Source organism: Arsenicibacter sp. R0_47 (genome assembly GCF_057652235.1).
This window is the reverse complement of sequence record NZ_JBYFCJ010000012.1, coordinates 37,417-56,423: the sequence shown is the minus strand read 5'-3', so window position 1 is coordinate 56,423 and position 19,007 is coordinate 37,417. Positions and strand designations below refer to the sequence as shown.

The following is a 19,007-nucleotide window of genomic DNA, read 5'->3' as shown; positions in this document are numbered from 1 at the left end:
GGGATCATCCTTTTTTCTTTTCGATCTGTTGGTCAATCAGCGCGCGCAATTCTTCGAGCTCCTTCGCACTCATATCCGTTTCTTTGGTGAAAAACGAAGCGAACTGAGCCGCTGAGTTATTGAAGAAATTCCGGATGAGTCCGTTCACGTGTCTGGCGAAATATGCCTCGCGGGTAATGACCGGGTAGTACTCCCGCGAGTTGCCGTATTCGCGGTAGGCGACAAAGCCTTTGTCGGTCATGCGTTTCAGCAACGTCGCCAGAGTGGTGGCGGCGGGCTTCGGCGGATCATAGGCATCCAGCAAATCCTTCATGAATGCTTTCTCCATGACCCACAGGTGATTCATCAATACTTCTTCGGTCGCTGATAGTTTCATTCTACGAGTATAGAATTGTTTCTACAAATGTAGAATAAAAATCTGTTCTCTAAAACAGATAGCAATTTTTCGGGAAAATTTTGACGGGGAGTCGCCGGATAGTGACAATAAATAACCTGACAGGCTGATTGATTGCGTTAACGAAAGGAGATGGTACAGTAGTTGTAAAAATAGTACATGGTTGTGGCCATGAAATTACGCAAATAGGCTAAACATTATTAAGTTTGGCTATCTCTGCAAATCATCATAACATCATGTACTATACCGTCTCTACGCTGCTTTTTCTTACGTTTACACCACCAGGGGTACCGTACCCGCCTCCGGATTTTCCGCGCGAACTGATTGTCCGGAAAACGATTTATTCACCGCTGACCTCCCGCATCCGGCAGGTCCCTGAGAACCGGATGAAGGCAGACACCTTGCCGGGGCAGACAGCAAACGGGAGTATGATGACGGATAGTCTGGTTCTGAAATTAGACCGGAAGGTAGAGCAGATACCGATGGTGCGCAGACAACAGTACAAGGAGGTTCGTAAACAGTTTCAGGTAACGGTCAGTGAGTCGGACGATGCCTTTTTTTACTATGCTCTTGGGTATCTGAATGAGAAAGGCTACGGCGGACCGGCAAAGCTTTCGGAAGCTAAACGGTGGTATAGTTATGCCGCGCAGCTGAATGACCCGGCGGCGACCTACAAACTGATTTCACTATATGAATCCGGCCGCTTACGGATCGACAATCCGGCGGCTGAGGTAGAGCGGTTGCGTAAAAACCTGAATGGTGGCCGAAAACGGTTTTCGATCGACGCCAAACAGGCGGACGGGCAGAAGGTACTGGTAAACATTTTTGCGGAAGACCAGCCCGCTGACCCCGCTAATCCACTGGCCGATGAGATCCGGCGGCTAAAAGAGGTGCGGAACGTAACGCCTTCGCCGGAGGTGATTGTCAGTTTTAACCAGTTGTATACCCTTGCGGCTCAGCGAGGTGTTTCATTTTTGAATTTTTACAAATCTGCCAATCAGGGATCGGCCGGCAAAACGGTTGTCACGGAGCCTAAACCAGCAGTGGCCGCTACGCCTCCACCGGTCGTAGAGACTAAACCGGCCGTTGCCGAAGCCAAACCAACGCCGCCGCCGGTCGTGGAGACTAAACCGGCCGTTGCCGAAGCCAAACCAACACCGCCGCCGGTTATGGAGACTAAACCGGCCGTTGCCGAAGTAAAGCCAACGCCTCCGCCGGTTGTGGAGACTAAACCGGCCGTTGCCGAAGCCAAACCAACACCACCACCAGTCGTGGAGACAAAACCAGTCGTTGCTGAAGCCAAACCAACGCCGCCGCCGGTCGTGGAGACCAAACCGGCCGTTACCGAAGCGAAGCCAACACCGCCACCGGTCGTGGAGACTAAACCAGCACCAGCGGAGAAACCCAAAGTTGTCGTTAATTACTCAGACATGGCGTTAGCGGCTATTCAGAAAAATCAGCTGGATAGCCTGAACAACTGGATGCGGCAGGCAGTACTGACAAACCTGAACGTTGACCTGGCAAAACCTGAGCAGGAAAGTAAGCGATTACTCGATTCGCTGCGGGTGGGTAACGGGCAATCCGGCTTACTGTATTACGCCCTGGGTTATTTGTACGAGCACAAGCAGAGTGGCAAAAGTTGGGGTAATGCTGAGCGTTTTTACCGCTATGCCTTCCAGACAGGCTACGCACCGGCCTATTTCCGGTTATTGACTTACTACACCCGCGAAACGATTTCATCGTCGCAGTCGCAGTGGTTGCAGATGAATTACAATGCTAAGATTGATGCGTTGCCGCTACAGATCGCCGGTCGTAACCGGCCGGTAATGCTGTATATCCATGATTTCCCGCAGGATACCAGCAACCCGATTTCCGATGAGTGTGAACGGTTGCAGGAAATTTTCAACGCAACGGTACCTGCCAAAACGGTTCAGCATTACGCTAACCTCTACCGCCTCGCCCAGACCAACCACAAGTCGTTCAAGGAGCAATGTAAACTATGATTACTATGATTACTATGATTACTATGATTACTATGATTGGTGTGATTGAATGATTGAATGATTACTATGACTAAAGGATTGAAGTGCTGGATGCTTGAATAGTCAAATGATTGAGCAGCGGAAGGCAGTGATTGAGTCATTTGCTAAATGACTCAATCACCTAATCATTCAATCATTGAATCATGTTAATCATAGTCCTATTGCGCCTTCTGTTCGCGGTATTCTTTTTCGATGGACTGGATGATGTAGCCGGAAATCCAGCCGATTACGCCGCCTCGCGGGAAGATAAACTCTTTAGCTTCAGGGCGACTGCGGCGGCACTCTTCCAGTACGCCTCGCAGCATGGTGGCGCCCGCAATGATTTCGTCGCGTTTAAAGACCTTTTCCCGTACCGTTTTAATGTCGGCCTGGGCCTTCCGCATCGCTTCTTCGTTATCCAGTCCGCTCAGGTCGGGGTTGGTCAGGGCATCGTAGTTCTGGATAGCCATTTCCTGTAGTTTCACAGCATCTTTATACGTAAACTTAACCAGCTGGGTATTAATCTCACGTGGATGCAGATACGTCACAAGCGCATAGACGATGCCGCCCATCATGTATACCCGCTGGCGGTTCTGGAAACCGGCTTTCCGACCCATTTCGCGTTTCACCACCGACTGCAATTCATCGGTATATACCTGCTGCGCCGACTGATCGACCGGTTTGCCGCCTTCCTGGATTTTTTTCAGCATTGAAACGGTACCCGGGAAGTCAATGTAATCGAACGTATTATCGGCGGTGAAATAACCCCCTTTGGTGTTGCCGCTACCAATGTCGATAGTGCTTGTGGTGAGCCATTCGCGGCGGGGGATCGTACCGCGCACCGTCAGTTCGGCTTCACCGGCGGCGTCGATAAACGGAATGGCGGTTGGCCAGGCACTGCCCAGCTCATCGTGCAGGGCTTTTTCCAGATCAGCCTGTTTGTTGTTTTTCACCAGAGCCGTTTGCAGGCCGCTGCTGCCGACCACAAAAATCCGATTTTTGGTCAGTTTGCGGCGGGTCATCAGCGAGTCCAGATAGATGTGGACGGCTTTAGCCGTTTCGGCAAAAACAGCCGGTGTACATTCTATCGGGGTCGTGTTGCGGGTTTCCGACTTCACGACCCGGAAGAGCGCATGGCCGTCCGGCGAAAACTTCAGGGCTACTACCGACAGCTTGACGCCCTTGGCCCCGATGTCGATGCCGCCATAGAGTTCTTCGGTTTCTTTCAGGCCGCTGAGGATTTGCCGCAGTACTTTTTCACTGACGGTATACCCGCCTGCCTGATACAGGTCGATGGCCTGGTTCAGGTATTGGCCGGCACGTACCATATCATTACGGTCGCGGGCGAGCAGGCCGAGGTTTTCGTAGACGGCCGCGGTCCAGTAATTGTGCTTTGCTGCTTTGACACCGGTAAGTGCCTTCGTCAGGTATTCGTCTGCTTTGTCGTACTGTTGTGCCTCGCGGAGACTATTCCCCGTTTTGAGGTAACGCAGCGACTGCATCAGTGAGGTGGAATTACTCTGGCCATAGGCAAGCTGAACCAGACAGCAGAGGCCGATAAGAAAGGTAAAAACATGTTTCATGAGTGAGTACTGAGAGATATGAGATGGGTTTTACTAAATTCGACGGGAATGTAATAAGGATTTTGTTTAATAGACATATAGTAAAATGTTATTCTTTGTCTTTTTTGTTGGTGGGTGGCTGAAAATGGTTTATTAGTCGCAGGAGAAACCACGAAGAAGGGAAGAAAAGAGATACACGAAGTGATATCAGCCAGTTATGTATAAAAAAAAGGAGCATCAAGATCAGTCTTAATGCTCCTTTTTTGTGTCGTTTACAACAACATTACTTCGCTACCCGTCCCGGTTCTCGGACGTTAGCGCCGGTACGTTTCTGGAGGTCATCACCCAGATCGGCGCGGGCTTCTTCGGCTACCTTTTCGAGGCGGGCTACAATCTCAGGGTGTTGCTCGCGGACATCATAGCGTTCGCCCGGATCGCGGCGCAGATCAAACAGAGCCGTCGGAAACGGGTGGTTTTCATTTGTCTGACCCGGCTTGCCGTTCTGTCCGGGCAGGAACCCTTCGTAGGTCCGTCCCGGATGCGCAAACACCAGTTTCCAGTCGCCTTCCCGAACTGCCTCGAGGCTGTTCTTGCGGTAATAGTAATAGAACTTAGTACGCGGCGTCATGGCATTATCGCCTTTAAGCAACGCCAGCCAGTCGACACCGTCGATGCGGTTTTTAGGCAGACGTGCCCCGCAGATTTTCGCTACCGTCGGCAGAATGTCCATGGTCGTCAGCAGTTTATTACAGACGCGGCCTGCCGGTACAACACCCGGCCAGCGCACCAGACAGGGCACCCGATGTCCGCCTTCAAACGAGGTGCCTTTACCTTCACGGAAACCACCCGTTGAGCCGGCATGGTCGCCGTAGTTGAACCACGGCCCGTTGTCGCTGATAAAGATAACCAGCGTGTTTTTGTCCAGATTCTGCTTTTTGAGTTCAGCCATGATCTGGCCGACCGACCAGTCGAGTTCCGTAATCACATCGCCGTACAAGCCTTTGGCTGTCTTGCCTTTAAAGCCTGGCGAAACCGCCAGCGGGACGTGGGGCAGCGGGTGGGGTACATACAGGAAAAACGGTTTTGTCTTATGCTTCCGGATAAAACCCAGCGCCCGTTCGGTGATAGATGCCGTGATCTTACCGGCATCGTTCAGGTCTTTAATTTCCTCTTTTTTGTCATTTCCCTCAATCCAGTGCAGCGGCGGGTAGTTGGCCTGTGCCTGCCACGGATGGAGCGGCCACATATCGTGCGAATACGGCACGCCGTAATACTCGTCGAAGCCCTGCTGGAGCGGCAGGAACTGTTGCTGGTCACCGAGGTGCCATTTGCCGAATATGCCGGTTGTGTAGCCGCGCTCTTTCAGCAGTTCCGCCAGCGTCTCTTCATTCGGGTTAAGGCCGACGGGTGAGTTGGGGCCGAAGGCACCCGAAACGCCGAGCCGGTTCGGGTAGCAACCCGTCATCAGGGCTGCCCGTGACGCGCTACACACGGCCTGGGCAACGAGGAAATTGGAAAACCGTGACCCTTCGGCCGCCATGCGGTCGAGGTTGGGGGTGGTATAGTCAAGTGCGCCGGTAACCGACAGGTCGCCGTAACCCATATCGTCCATAAAGAACAGGACAACGTTAGGCGGTGTGGCAGCCGGTTTACTGATCCAGGCACTGACCGAAAAACCGATGCCGATGAGGGCAAATGAGCTTAGCAGTAAATGTGAAAAACGCCGGGGTATAATACGCATAGCGGGTTGTACAAGGTTAAAAAAGCAACGTAAAAGACTGTTGAGCAAAGCGGCTCATGTATAAATCTCAGAAAATGGCTTATTTACCACTAGCCGGTGCAAGTTTAGGCGAAATAATTTCCCATTCGTTGATATGGGTCGGGGTATGTTCGCGGGCCAGAATCGCATCGAACTGCCGGATCAGGTCAGGGTGCTGCGCGGCTATATTGGTGGTTTCGCTTACGTCTTTCGCTAAATCATAGAGCTCCCAGGGGGCTTTCCGGTTGGTCCGCAGATTGGTTTTGACCGCTTTCCAGTTACCCATCCGGATGGCCAGCTGTCCGCCTTTTTCGGGGTATTCCCAGTACAGAAACGGGTGTTTTTTCTGTTTATCCGGTTGGGCAAGCAAGGTTGGCAGAAACGAAAGCCCGTCGGTGGCGAAAGGCTGTTTATGGCCGATCAGCTCGGCGAGGGTGGCCAGCAGGTCATACTGCACCGACACATGGTCAGTCTCCTGCCCGGCCCTGATTTTTCCCGGCCAGCGGGCAATCATCGGTTCGCGGATACCGCCTTCGTACACGTCCATTTTCAGGCCGCGCAGATTACCGACACTCCGGAAATACGCCGCATCGACCCCGCCGGTCGTAAATGTTGCCCCATTGTCGCTGGAGAACATGACCAGTGTGTTTTCGTCAAGATTCAGCTCTTTGAGGAGTTTCATAATCTGGCCGACCTTAGTGTCCATGTAGGTAATCATGGCGGCATAGGTTGCCCGCGGATAAGGGGTTGACGCATAGCCTTGCTGCCCCAGATACGGTTTGTCGTCAAACTTACCGGCGTATTCCTTCACGGCTGCTTCCGGCGCCTGTAATGAGGTGTGGGGCGCGGTAAAGGGCAGGTAGAGGAAGAACGGGCCGTTTTTGTGTTGCCGGATAAACGCTTCGGCCTTATCCGCCATCTTGTCGGTAGCGTAGTCATTGCCCCGGTAATAGGCAAATCCTTCGGGCGTAGCGTTTTCCGGTGCCAGTCTGCGGTGCACCTCAATGTAGTGATTGTTAAGCGCTACCGGCCTGCCGTTTTCCCAGAGGTGGGTCGGGTAATGGTTATGGGCCTGTTTCTGGTCGAGGTAGCCGTAAAAGTAGTCAAATCCCTGGTCGTTGGGGTTGCCGGTTGTGTTGGCCATACCCAGTCCCCACTTGCCGATGCAGGCCGTTTTATAGCCGTTCTGCTGCAACATCCGGCCAATTGTAAAGGCACCGGGGTAAAGCGGCATCTGCCCGCCTTCCAGCGAATCGGCGAAACCGCCCATCTCATAATTGCCCCGGATGTAAGAATGGCCGGCGTGTTTGCCGGTCAGGAGCATGCAGCGGGCGGGGGCGCAGACGGGCATGCTGGAATAGTGCTGTGTAAACCGGATACCTTCGCGGGCAATCTGGTCCAGATGGGGCGTCCGGATTTTTTGCTGGCCATAGCAGCCCAGATCGCCATAGCCCAGGTCATCGGCGTAGATGTAAATAATGTTCGGCTGTCTGGCGGTTGGCGCGGGCAGGGTATACGCGGCGAGAAGGACGGTCAGGCCGGTGAAAAGAATAACGTTGAGTAAACGAAAGCTGATTTTCATTGGGTTAACGGGGATAAGGTACAGGCTGCTTCGGATTTAAAATCCGAAGTTATGTGATTGCGGATTTTAAATCCGCAATAGCTGTTGTCCGTGGCTGATCGAAGCCACGGACAATGGAATAGCTTACCAGCCCGGATTCTGCGACAGCGACGGCGTCAGGTTGCGCTCCCGCTGCGGAACCGGCCACAGATAATGCCGCGTCTTGTCGAACACCCGGTTGATGCCCACCACCTGAACCGTCGCCAGTTTGCCGTCGGTACCTTTGTAGGTGATGCCATAAACCGGCCCCGGCAATACGGTTTCGGCCGTTTTCCAGCGTCGGATATCAATCAGGTGCTGCCCTTCAAAGGCCAGTTCGACCGTGCGCTCGCGTCGGACAATCGCCCGCAATTCGGCCTGCGAAGCGGTCGCACTGATGGCCGGTTGTTTTACGTCGGTCCGGCCGTTACGTACGGCATTGATGGCACTGATGACACTGGCGTCAATCTGGTTTTGCTCAATTTTCGCTTCGGCATACGTCAGCAGAATTTCGGCATACCGCAGCAGAATGATATTAATGCCGTTGTTGGCCGGATTGGCATAGTCGTCGGCATTGATGTATTTCTTGAGGTTGAAGCCGGTCGTGGAGGCAATGTAGGTATTGCCGACCGCATCGGCGGTGCCGCTGTTGGGTTCCGGCCGGAAGGCGATGCCGCTGGGCAGGAGATCGCCGGTCAGGTATACCGAGAACTTCAGCCGCGGGTCACGGTTGACATACGGTGCTGCCGGATCATAACCGCTGGTAGCGTCCGTAATCAGTTTACCGGCTGTGGTTTCGTACATATCGACGAGCGCCTTGGTCGGCACAAAGGTGCTGTTGGCGTTTTTCTGGCTGTAAGGTCCCATGTAGCTGAAAACGTTTACCGGATAGGTATCCTTGATAAACTGGCGGTCCAGCAATACCTCCCGGTTGTTTTCGGCCGCGTAGGTAAACAGTTTTTCGTACGAATCATACAGTCCGTATGTGCCCGATTTGATGACCTGATCGGCAGCATCGGCGGCCTGCTGGTAGCGGCCGGCATAGAGGTTAGCCCGCGCCCGCAGGCCGATGGCAGCACCTTTGGTAAACCGGCCTTTGTCGGCAGCGGCGTACGTAGCCGGCAGCAGAGCCGCTGCTTCGGATAGCTCCTTGTCAACAAAATCCCACACCTGAGCAACCGGTGTCCGGGTAAGGGCACGGCTTTCTTCCAGCGTAATGGCCTTGGTTACCAGCGGCACATCGCCGTACAGGCTGGCCAGTTTCAGGTACTGATAGGCCCGGAGCGCCCGCGCTTCGCCTTTGCACTGACTGATCAGGGCTGTGTTGGTCGTCTGGATTTTATCGATATTGTCGAGCAGGTAATTGCAGGCGCGGATGCCGCGATAGGCCTTTGACCACTCGCCGAATATCCGTGAGCTGGTGGCATCATACTGGCCCAGTTCGATGTACGCGTGCAGTTCAAACGGCTGGTTTACGTGGCCGATGTCGGTCAGGGCATCCCAGCTGAAAATGTTCGTACTGTCGAGGTCACTGTACAGGGAGTTGGTTGCCAGCCGGGCGTCGTTATCGGTCTTCCAGAACACACTTTCCGACAGCCGGTCATTCGGCACCGTATCCAGCAGCTGGCGGTCGCAGGCGGTCAGTGCCAGCCCTGCCGTAATGGCCAGTAAGGTATATTTGATCGTGTAACGTATTGATTTCATAATGTTCAGACGATGAGTTGAGTTAGAGTCCCAGATTTAAGCCAACGGTGTACAACGCCGTCTGCGGGTAATACACACCACGGCCTGAGCCCACTTCCGGATCGAGATCCCACTCGTTCAGTTTTGAGATCGTAAAGACGTTAGTGGCCGATACGTAGGCCCGGATGCGGCTCATTTTCAGCTTGCCGGCAATTGCCGCAGGCAGCGAATAGGCCAGCTGTACGTTTTTGAGCCGTACATACGAGGCATCAATCACGAGCCGGTCGGAGGTGGCCACATTCCGGAGATCAAACTTCCTCGGGCGCGGGAACCGGGCGGTCGGGTTTTCAGGGGTCCAATAGTTATTGGTATAGATTTCGTGCGTAAACCCTTCCTGGTTACCCATTTCGGCCAGTGCGCCTGCCAGACGGGTATCGACCTTGGCCGCCCCCTGGAACAGCAGACTCAGCTCAAAATTCTTGTAAGAGAAGTTTGCGTTCAGCCCGAAAATGTATTTCGGAAACGAATTGCCGATAGTTGTCATGTCGTTGGCGTCGATTTTACCGTCGCCGTTGAGGTCAACGTATTTTACGTCGCCGGGTCTGGTGTTGGCGGCGTAGGTCGCTTTGTAGCTGTCAATCTCCGACTGAGTCTGGAACAGGCCATCGGTTTTGTAGCCCCACAGGGTGTTAATCGGCAGACCAACGGCGATGATGTAGCGCGGGTCAATGTCCGAACCGGTGATGTATGGGCCGGTGCCTTTCAGGTCAACTACTTTGTTTGAGTTGATGCTGAAATTACCGCCGAGATTATACTGAAAACCCGATGAACTTTTGGCACCCCGATAGTTCAGGCTGATTTCCAGCCCTTTGTTCTCCACCGAGCCGGCGTTCTGCGGCGGTGCCGACAGCCCGACCGTAGCCGGAATTTCGAGATTCAGCAGGATATCGTTGGTCCGTTTTTTATAATAATCGACGGTCAGGTTCAGGCGGTTGCGCAGGAACGACGCATCCAGCCCAAGGTCAAGCTGTGTGGTCGATTCCCAGCCCAGATTGGTGTTGGCCAGGCTGCTCTGCCGGTAGCCCTGCACGGCCGCGCCGTTGAAGTTATAACCCCGTGCGGTGAGAGCAGCGTAATAACTATAAAGATCGACCGACTGGTTACCGGTGATCCCCCAGGAGCCACGGAGTTTCAGCTCATTAACCGTAGATTGAAGTCCCTGCCAGAACGCTTCTTTCGAGAGCCGCCAGCCCGCCGAGAACGACGGGAAAAAGCTATACTGTTTCTCACCGGTGAATTTCGACGATCCGTCATACCGGCCGTTGGCTTCGAAGAGGTATTTGCCGTTGTAGTCGTAGTTGACACGGGCAAAGTAAGAGCGCAGGCCAAACACGGCATCGTTTCCGGAGTTGCTCTTGGTTCCGTCGTTAGCGCCCTGGCTGATCGACTGAATGTCGTTGCTGTAGAACCGTTCGCGGTAGGCACTCAGGAAGTTCTGGGTATTACCGATCTGCGAATAGCCGAGCAAACCTTTAAGACCATGATTACCAATCGTTTTTTCGTAGGTTAACAGGCTGATAAGGGTGTACTCCCGCAACGAATTCCGTACTTCGGTCAGTGTGTTATTGGCGACCGTTTTCGTTATGTTCGTGTTTTTGTCAAGGTTCGTAAACGCATTGGCGTAGTTCTTTTCCTGGGTGAAATAACCACGGCCGGCCAGCTGCGTCGAGAATGTCAGCCCGTCCATAATTTCCCATTCGCCTTTTACGTAACCGGCCAGAAAATCAGAGAAACGCTTCGAATCGCCGCCGATTTCAGCATTCATCAGCGGGTTGTTACCCTGCGGACTCAGGCCATAGGTGCCGTCTGCATATTTAGGTACTGCCCACAGCGAGCCGTGGAAAAAACGGTCGATCGGGTCAACGGTCGGCACCTGCGAGTAGTTATACCGGTAGTTAAGGTCACCGCTGAGCCGTACCCGGCGTGAGACCGTGTAATCGGTGTTCATCCGGATTTCGCCGATTTTACTGGTATAATGCGTAATGATACCGGCCTGATCCTGGAAGCGTAAGCTCAGCCGTGTGCGGAGGGCTTCGGTGCCACCGGCAATCGACAGCGTATGGTTCTGTTGTGGTGCCGCATGCAGCATGGTCTGGAACCAGGTGTTCGGCAACGGATATTTTTCGCGGTCGGTCGCGTTTATGTAGGCCTGAATCGACGATTCGGTGAAGCGGGCAGGGAGGGCGGCACCGGCGTTGGTATACGCCACGACCTGTAGACGCATGTAGTCTTCGAGACCCATCATCTGCGGGGCGTTGATCGATTTCTGGATGGCGTAATAGCCGTTGTAATCGACCTGTACCTTACCGCCTTTCGCGCGCTTGGTCGTTACGAGCACCACCCCGTTGGTGGCCCTTGACCCGTAAATGGCAGTTGAGGCGGCATCTTTCAGGATCGAAATGGTTTCGATGTCTTCGGGGTTGATGTCGGTGAGACGTTGCTCAATCCCGTCAACGATAACAAGGGCGTCATTTTTGCCCAGGTCAAAGCTGCCGGTGCTGTTGCTGCTGCCGGCCGAACTGGTTCCGTTGATATTAAAGGTGGTAACGCCCCGTACACGGATGGCCGCATTTGACCGTCCCGGCGCGCCGCCCTGATCCAGCACGGTCACGCCCGGCATCTGCCCCTGCAAAGACTGCTGTACGTTGGAAACCGGCCGGCGGGCAATCTCATCGCTGCCGATCTGGGCAACGGAGTTGGTCAGCGCTTCCCGCTTCTGGGTACCATAGCCCACGACAACAACCTCTTCGAGCAGTTTATTATCAGAAACGAGCGTGACATCCAGCCGGCTGCGGCCGCCGATGCTTATTTCCTGTGTTGTAAAACCAATGCCCGAAAAAACCAGTACCGCGTTAACCGGCACATCGAGCGTATACTTACCGTTTACGTCCGTGCTGGTGCCTTTGCTGGTACCTTTGATCACCACATTAATGCCCGGTAGTGTTTCCCCGTTTTCGCTTTTAACCGTACCCGTAACCGGATTGGCGGCCAGTTCGGTTTTCAGGCTGACAGACCCTATACTGTTCAGCAGCTTTGCCGCATTATCGGCCGAAGGGGCTTCCTGTACCGGTAATGACTCTGGCACAAGTGTTTCCAGCGAGGCAACTTTCCGCCGGTTGCTGCCGGTCAGAATCAGGTACGAATTGCTGTTTACTTTTTTATAGCGCAGCCCGAGCGGCCGGAGCAGGTTGTCGAGGTTTTTTTCGAGCGTTGCCTTGCTGTCGAGTTTTTCGCCCGGAACGGAAACGCCGTCAACGGTGCGGAGTTCAAACAGAATTTCCGCACCATACCGGGTTTTCAGATCCTGTAGTACATCTTTCAGCTGGCGCCCCTGCGTATGCGGGGTAGTCAGCTGTTTGCGCTGAACGTTATTGGCCAGCACGACTGACTGCGACCAGCCCGGCCGGAAACCGACCAGCAGCGAGGTGGCCAGCAAGCATTTGGTTACGGCATTTGGTAAAGGATTTGTCATAAAAACAAACGATTAAAAAAGTGATCGTTGAGAAACAGGGTTGAGTGATTGTACCAGTCAGGATGGCTTTGTGAACCACCGTTCCGGAGGCTGTATGCGAGCTTCCGGGTTACATAATATTGTTAATCAATAGGCAAAGATTAGTGCGTGATCAGGTTTTTGCAAGAGAAATTTAATATTTTGATAATCAATTAGTTAGTTAATAGTCTATCGGGAAATACGGTTATTCTCCGGATTTTTTGAAAACAAAAAGCCATCGTTATGATACAGAACCGGTTAGAAAAGTCCCTGTTACTGATCGGAAATACGGACTTTGTTTCCCTGCCGGACAACCGTGATGTCGAGCAATTCAGAGATGGATTGCAGGAGCTGATCAACATTGTCGGCGCGGAAGGATCCCATCAGTACCCGTTCGGCCAGTGCCTGGTCGTTGATGGTTACCTGAAGCCCGTAGTTATCTTCGAGCAGCCAGGCAACCTCCTGCAGTGAGGTTTCGTCGAAAACAAAGCGCTTGTCTGTACCGGTCAGTTGCGGCAGCGGATGATCGGCGCGGCGCAGCTGCATGTGGTTCTGCCGGTCAAGCGTGGCCAGGTCGCCGGGTTTCATCGTCAGGTGGCGGGTGGCCTTGCCTTGCCGGTAGTCCAGTTGTACTTTGCCTTTGTGGAGCTGAACGCGGGCACCCCGTTTGCGGGCAAAAACGGAGAATTCGGTTCCCAGCACCACAACCGTAACGTTGTTGGCCGTTCTGACAGTAAACCGCTGGTCGTCGGGTGTATGGACGATGGAAAACGTAGCTTCGCCGGTCAGCTCAACGTCGCGGGTACTGGTGCCGAAGCCCCGGCGGGGTATCTGGAGCGAGGAATTAGGGCTCAGTATCACCTGACTGCCGTCAGGTAGCCGGATCGGGCGGGTCTCGCCATAGGCTGTCGAGTAGGTCTGGTACATGATCGGGTTGCGCAGCAGCCAGGCGCCCAATCCCAGCAACAGCAGTACTGAGGCCGCTACCAGCCACTGCCGCGCGGGCCATTGCCGGATAACCGGTACTACATCCGTTTCAGGGCCGGCCGTGTCGCTGTGCTGGTTACTGGCCATAAAACCGGTAAACTTCAGATAGGCCGGTTCCGTCTGCGCGAGGTATTGCGGGTGTGACATTTCCCATTCTTCGAGCCACTCATAATATTGTTCTTCATGGGCGGGTGTTTGCAGCCACTGGGCAATAAGCTGCCGTTGTAACGGGGATGTATTTCGTTCAAAGTGGCTGAAAATTAGCTCTTTGTTGATTTCTGATTCCATTTCGTTTCGACGTGTAAGTGTGCAGGATACGTTCAGAGGTGTGCCGCTTAAAACGGCAGCAGGCGGGCGACAACCAGCAATAAGGTAAGCCAGTGTTCTTTCAGCCCTTTCCGGACAATGCCCAGGGCTTTTCCGATGTGTACTTCGACAGTTTTTATGGAGATGCCCAGTTCACTGGCGATGTCCTGGTATTTTTTGCCTTCAAAGCGGCTGAGCAGAAATACTTTCCGGCATTGGGGAGAGAGCGATTCGACAAGGTCTTCCAGCTTATGAAAGACTTCTTCAAACTGTAACAGCTGGTCGGGCCGCTGACCGAAGGCACTTTCGCGGGCGTCGGCGTTGTCGATGGTATCGAGGTCCTGAAATTCGAGGCGGAGGTAATTATAGGCTTCGTTCCGGACGCTCCGGAAGAGGTAAAAGCGGTATGAGCTGGTTACGCTTTCATAGGCTCTGGTCTTCCAGAACTTACAAAAGACCTCACTCACAATATCTTCGGCTGTTTCTTTAGAATAAACAAAGCGGACTGCATGGCTGCATAAGGCCTGATGATACCGCCGGAAAAGCAGCTCACACCCTTTTTGCGGGCTTTCCTGAAACGCTCTGCGGATAAACAGTTCCGTATCGTTAACCGGCGACGGTTCCCGGGCATCCGGCAATATATTGTTTTCCAGCTGGATAGCAGGTAGTGAATCGGGTTGTCCTGAAGAATGGATCGGTCTGATAGCTTGCATATCCTGGGTTGACTACTACGTAAGTCCGGCAACGGGCTTCTATACTATCAGACAACTTTTTCAGAAAATCACCTTATATATTTTTTAAAAAATCTTAAATAAATTCAAAAGTATGCTGTATTGCCCTTCCCGAAAGCCGGAAACCGTCGGGAAGGGGAGGTGCTCAGCGGGGTTTAGCCCGTACATACTGCACAGGCCAGTCGTGATCAGCGCCAAGGGCCTGCGCTGCCTGCATCGGAAAATACGGGTTCCGTAAAAATTCGCGGGCGAGTAAAATCAGATCGGCCTGACCATCCGCCAGAATAGCCTCGGCCTGCTCAGGCGATGTAATCAGCCCGACGGCTCCGGTAGCGATACCGGCTTCCGCCCGGATGCGTGCGGCAAACGGAACCTGATAGCCCGGACCAACCGGAATCGGGGCCTGCGGTACATTGCCGCCCGTTGAGCAATCGACTACATCAACGCCTTTTTCTTTCAGCAGTCTGGCCAGTGCCACCGAATCATCAATGGTCCAGCCGCCTTCGGTCCAGTCGGTGGCGGAGATGCGGACAAACAGCGGCAGATTAGCCGGCCATACAGCGTTGACCTCATCGACAATCTCCAGCACAAACCGGACGCGGTTGTCGAAACTACCGCCGTAGGCATCGGTCCGGTGGTTGCTCAGGGGAGAGAGAAATTCGTGAAGCAGATAGCCATGGGCAGCGTGGATTTCGGCCACCCGGAAACCGGCTTCGGCTGCGCGTTGGGCAGCGGCTTTAAAATCGGCACGGACCTTCGCCAGACCGGCTTCATCGAGTTCGGTAGGAGCAATTGTCCCGTCCTTAAACGGAACCGCACTTGGTGCTACCCGCTCCCAGCCGTCGGGTTGGTCAGCCGGAATCAGATTCTGTCCTTCCCATGGGATCTGGTGACTGGCTTTCCGGCCTGCATGGGCCAGCTGTATGCCGGCAACCCCACCCTGTCCGTCAATAAAGCGGGTGATTCGCCGGAGACCGTCCAGGTGTTCATCTTTCCAGATACCGAGATCGCCGGGGGAGATCCGGCCTTCCGGCGAAACGGCTGTTGCCTCTGTAAAGATCAGTCCGGCGCCGCCAACTGCGCGGCTCCCCAGATGGACCAGATGCCAGTCACTGGCGAAGCCGTCTTCAGCCGAATACTGACACATGGGTGAGACAACGATCCGGTTTTTAAGCAACAGACTCTTAAGCGATAAAGATGAAAAAAGTAGTGACATGGAAGTAAAATATCTACTATATTTGGTTTTTGTATTATATGATAATGAAACCGATTCAGACTGTTCGGAATCAATACAACGCGTCAGTAAGGCACTTTTGGCGATGGATAGTTAATCATAAAAGCGTCGTAGCGGCTAAATGATTCTGTAACAGTTGAAAAAGATAAATAAATATTAAACCACTAGACTTTGTATTTTGTTGTATGGGAGTGCATGTATCGAATTGGTAATGAAAAAATGCTGATTCATATAAGAAATGTACCAAACAACAAATCAATGCGTCTCAACACTATTCGCTGAACAGGCGTACAGTGAAAGAGGCCATTAAATGAAACGTAATTATGAGAACGAGAACAAAGAGAAACCGTTTATTAAAGCCTGATGAAAATCGTGTAGAGTTAGTTACCATGTATCTTGCTGCGGCCCGCCGCCGGCTGTTGGCGAGCCAGTCGGGCGACCAGTCGTTACATGATATGATTTCGCAGGAAATGGAAAGTATCCGTCAGCAGATGCGTCCTAAAGCACCGGTACTGGCAACCGTTTTTTCAAACCCCAACTGATTTATTTTACATATGTACTACTCCGACAGACCGGTGTGTATGAAGCATAGATCCTTCATACACACCGGTTTTCTGTTAGTAACTAAAAAACAAGCTGTTAATTATTCTTAAGTCGATACAATTGCAGAATGTGTAATGTACCTTTGTTGTGACACAACAAGATGAACGTCCACAATGAAGTTAATCTTTACCACCCTTATTGTATTAAGTACAATTTTCGCCTTTGCGCAATCATCAACAACTACCGGCCGTATTACAGGATCACTGATTGATTCACTATCGACAAAACCTGTCCCTTTTGCTACTGTTGCCCTGCAAACGCCTGATGGTAAGCTTGTAACGGGCGTTACTACGGACGAAAAAGGCGGATTCGCTATTGAAAAAGTCTCATTTGGTACGTATCAGCTAACCTTAACGTTTGTAGGGTATCGTTCAAGAAAACTGCCGGGTATTACCCTGACTGCTGATAAACCGGTTTATACGACAGGTACTGTGTTGCTGGTCGCCGATACGAAAAGTCTGAGTGAAGTTAATGTCGTAGGACAGAAGGCACTGGTTGAAGACAAGGGCGACCGGCTGGTGTATAACGCTGAAAAAGATGCCACGACAACGGGCGGTACGGCGGCCGACGTGCTCCGGAAAGTGCCGATGCTGACGGTAGACCTGGACGGCAACCTGAAAATGCGGGGCAGCGGCAACCTTAAGATCCTCGTCAACGGAAAGCCCTCGTCGATTATGGCGCGGAATCCGGCCGAAGCCATCAAGCAGATGCCGGCCAACATAATTAAGTCGGTGGAGGTCATTACGAGCCCGGGCGCAAAATACGATGCGGAAGGCGCGGCCGGTGTGATTAATATCATTACCAAAAAGGCACTGCAAGGTACGAACGGGACGGTTAATCTGACCGGTGGCAATATGAACCGCTCACTGGGCGGCAATATCAATGTCCGGGGCAAAAAACTGGGCTTAGCCATGTCGATGAATGCCTATCAGTACCGCAACATCGGCGATAACTTCAGCAGCCGTACGACCCTGGTCGATGGTAAACCAACCAATATTCTGGAACAGTCGTCGGCGCGGGACAACACCGGCACCGGCGGTTACGGCGAAATGAGCCTTGATTATGATCCCGATTCACTCAACCGGATCAGCCTGTCAGCCAATGCCTGGGGCGGTAATTTTCCGATGAACAGCAGCCTGTTCAGCCAGCTCCGGCTGATCGACGGTACCATTGTGCAGGATTTCAAACGGGATATCCGGTTCCGGAACCCCTACGGCAATACCGAATTCAACCTCGGCTGGACCCGCACTTATAAAAAGCCCGGCCGCGAGTTTTCGATTCTGTCGCAGTATAGCCGTATGCCCGACAATTACTATTATACCATCGTGCAAACGCCACGGCTGTCGGAAGTAGCATCGTATCTGGAGCGGAGCGCAAACAAAAGCAGTAACAACGAATACACGTTTCAGACGGATTACATCCATCCGTTTACGTCGTACACAAAACGCGATACACTGAATTTAAAATGGGAAATAGGGGCCAAGGCCATCAGCCGGGACATCAGCAGTGCGTTTACCATTGATCAGGCTACAACCGGAAAGGAAGCCGATTACGTACTTGATCCCAACCGGTCAAACGAGTTTTCGTATACGCAGCGGGTTTTGTCGGGATATTCATCATTCCGGATGGATACAAAGAAAAAGTGGGGCCTGAGCGCTGGGCTGCGCTTTGAGCAGACGTATATCAACGGGGATTTTGTATCGACAAAAACGCAGTTTAAAAGCAATTACAATAACCTGATACCGAGCCTGAACCTGTCGAAAACACTGAAGGAGAAGCATACGATCAAGGCAAGTTATACCCAGCGGATTTCCCGTCCGCTGATCTGGTACCTGAATCCGTTTAAAAATTACAGCGATCCGAAAAACGTGCAGACCGGCAATCCATACCTTAGTCCGGAGCTGACCCACGCAACCGAGCTGGCTTACAGCACCTACGGCAAAGAAGGGTCTTCGTTCAATGCGGCTTTGTTCTGGCGGCAGACCAACAACTCAATCGAATGGCTGTCGACGGTCGATGCACAGGGCGTGGCGCTGACCACACCGCAGAATATCGGCCGGAGTGCAGGCTTTGGCGGTAACTTCAATGTCAGCCTTCAGCCAAATAAGAAGACGCAGGTTAGTCTCAATGCTGATCTGACGTATAACTCGTTGTATAGCCCTGCACTGAACCAGCGCAACCAGGCCTGGATCTGGGGAGCAAGTCCTAACTTTTCGTACAAGTTTCCGAAAGACCTGATGTTGCAGGCGTCGGGTTATTACGGATCGGGCGGAGTATCCTTGCAGGGCCGTTATTCCGGATGGTATTATTACGCTGTTTCGGCCAAGAAGGAATTCTGGGATAAAAAAGCAACCCTGACGCTGAACCTCAACAACCCCTTTAACCGGACGGTGCGGACAAGCTCTGAACAATTTGCCCCGACGTTTGTGTCGCAGGGATACTCAAATTACGTAAACCGGTCTGTCCGCCTGACGTTCAGCTATAAGTTCGGCAGCATGAATGCCGGCGGCAACAGTAAGCAAAGCAAGAAAATCTCGAACGACGACAGTAAAGGAAGCCGGTAAAACGATTGCTTTA

12 protein-coding genes are annotated in these 19,007 nt (G+C 52.7%); 3 read left to right on the top strand and 9 right to left on the bottom strand.

Features of this window, described 5'->3' with window-relative positions:
• Nucleotides 1-4: 4 nt before the first annotated feature.
• Nucleotides 5-376, bottom strand: a complete 372-nt coding sequence (locus AC23NW_RS19545) for a BlaI/MecI/CopY family transcriptional regulator (RefSeq protein WP_487451429.1) — start codon at nt 374-376, stop codon at nt 5-7.
• Between the two features lie 254 nt (nt 377-630).
• Here AC23NW_RS19545 and AC23NW_RS19540 point away from each other — a divergent pair, with 254 nt between their 5' ends.
• A complete protein-coding gene (locus AC23NW_RS19540; protein ID WP_487451427.1) occupies nt 631-2,397 on the top strand; it encodes a DUF2610 domain-containing protein in 1,767 nt (588 codons plus the stop codon).
• Between the two features lie 197 nt (nt 2,398-2,594).
• Here the strand turns inward: AC23NW_RS19540 and AC23NW_RS19535 are convergent, their stop codons facing one another.
• The 8 genes from AC23NW_RS19535 to namA all read right to left on the bottom strand — a co-directional run bounded on the left by AC23NW_RS19535 (nt 2,595) and on the right by namA (nt 15,809).
• On the bottom strand, nt 2,595-3,998 hold the full coding sequence (locus tag AC23NW_RS19535; protein WP_487451425.1) for a tetratricopeptide repeat protein: 1,404 nt from the start codon (nt 3,996-3,998) through the stop codon (nt 2,595-2,597).
• A gap of 262 nt (nt 3,999-4,260) precedes the next feature.
• Nucleotides 4,261-5,718 carry a sulfatase family protein gene (locus AC23NW_RS19530; protein WP_487451424.1) on the bottom strand — a complete coding sequence of 486 codons (1,458 nt, stop codon included), beginning with the start codon at nt 5,716-5,718 and terminating at the stop codon, nt 4,261-4,263.
• Between the two features lie 79 nt (nt 5,719-5,797).
• On the bottom strand, nt 5,798-7,318 hold the full coding sequence (locus AC23NW_RS19525) for an arylsulfatase (RefSeq protein WP_487451422.1): 1,521 nt from the start codon (nt 7,316-7,318) through the stop codon (nt 5,798-5,800).
• A 123-nt stretch (nt 7,319-7,441) separates the two neighbouring features.
• Nucleotides 7,442-9,040 carry a RagB/SusD family nutrient uptake outer membrane protein gene (locus tag AC23NW_RS19520; RefSeq protein WP_487451421.1) on the bottom strand — a complete coding sequence of 533 codons (1,599 nt, stop codon included), beginning with the start codon at nt 9,038-9,040 and terminating at the stop codon, nt 7,442-7,444.
• 22 nt (nt 9,041-9,062) lie between these two features.
• Nucleotides 9,063-12,551, bottom strand: coding sequence for a SusC/RagA family TonB-linked outer membrane protein (locus AC23NW_RS19515; protein ID WP_487451420.1), 3,489 nt, complete (start codon nt 12,549-12,551; stop codon nt 9,063-9,065).
• Between the two features lie 291 nt (nt 12,552-12,842).
• Complete coding sequence (locus tag AC23NW_RS19510) at nt 12,843-13,844, bottom strand: FecR family protein (protein WP_487451418.1); 1,002 nt, start codon at nt 13,842-13,844, stop codon at nt 12,843-12,845.
• Between the two features lie 47 nt (nt 13,845-13,891).
• Nucleotides 13,892-14,575, bottom strand: coding sequence for an RNA polymerase sigma-70 factor (locus tag AC23NW_RS19505; protein ID WP_487451417.1), 684 nt, complete (start codon nt 14,573-14,575; stop codon nt 13,892-13,894).
• Nucleotides 14,576-14,738: 163 nt separating this feature from the next.
• On the bottom strand, nt 14,739-15,809 hold the full coding sequence (gene namA / locus AC23NW_RS19500; RefSeq protein WP_487451415.1) for an NADPH dehydrogenase NamA: 1,071 nt from the start codon (nt 15,807-15,809) through the stop codon (nt 14,739-14,741).
• A gap of 407 nt (nt 15,810-16,216) precedes the next feature.
• Here namA and AC23NW_RS19495 point away from each other — a divergent pair, with 407 nt between their 5' ends.
• On the top strand, nt 16,217-16,369 hold the full coding sequence (locus AC23NW_RS19495; protein WP_293833991.1) for a hypothetical protein: 153 nt from the start codon (nt 16,217-16,219) through the stop codon (nt 16,367-16,369).
• Between the two features lie 174 nt (nt 16,370-16,543).
• Nucleotides 16,544-18,994 (top strand): TonB-dependent receptor domain-containing protein, encoded by a 2,451-nt coding sequence (locus AC23NW_RS19490; protein WP_487451414.1) that lies wholly within the window; start codon nt 16,544-16,546, stop codon nt 18,992-18,994.
• Nucleotides 18,995-19,007: the final 13 nt, after the last annotated feature.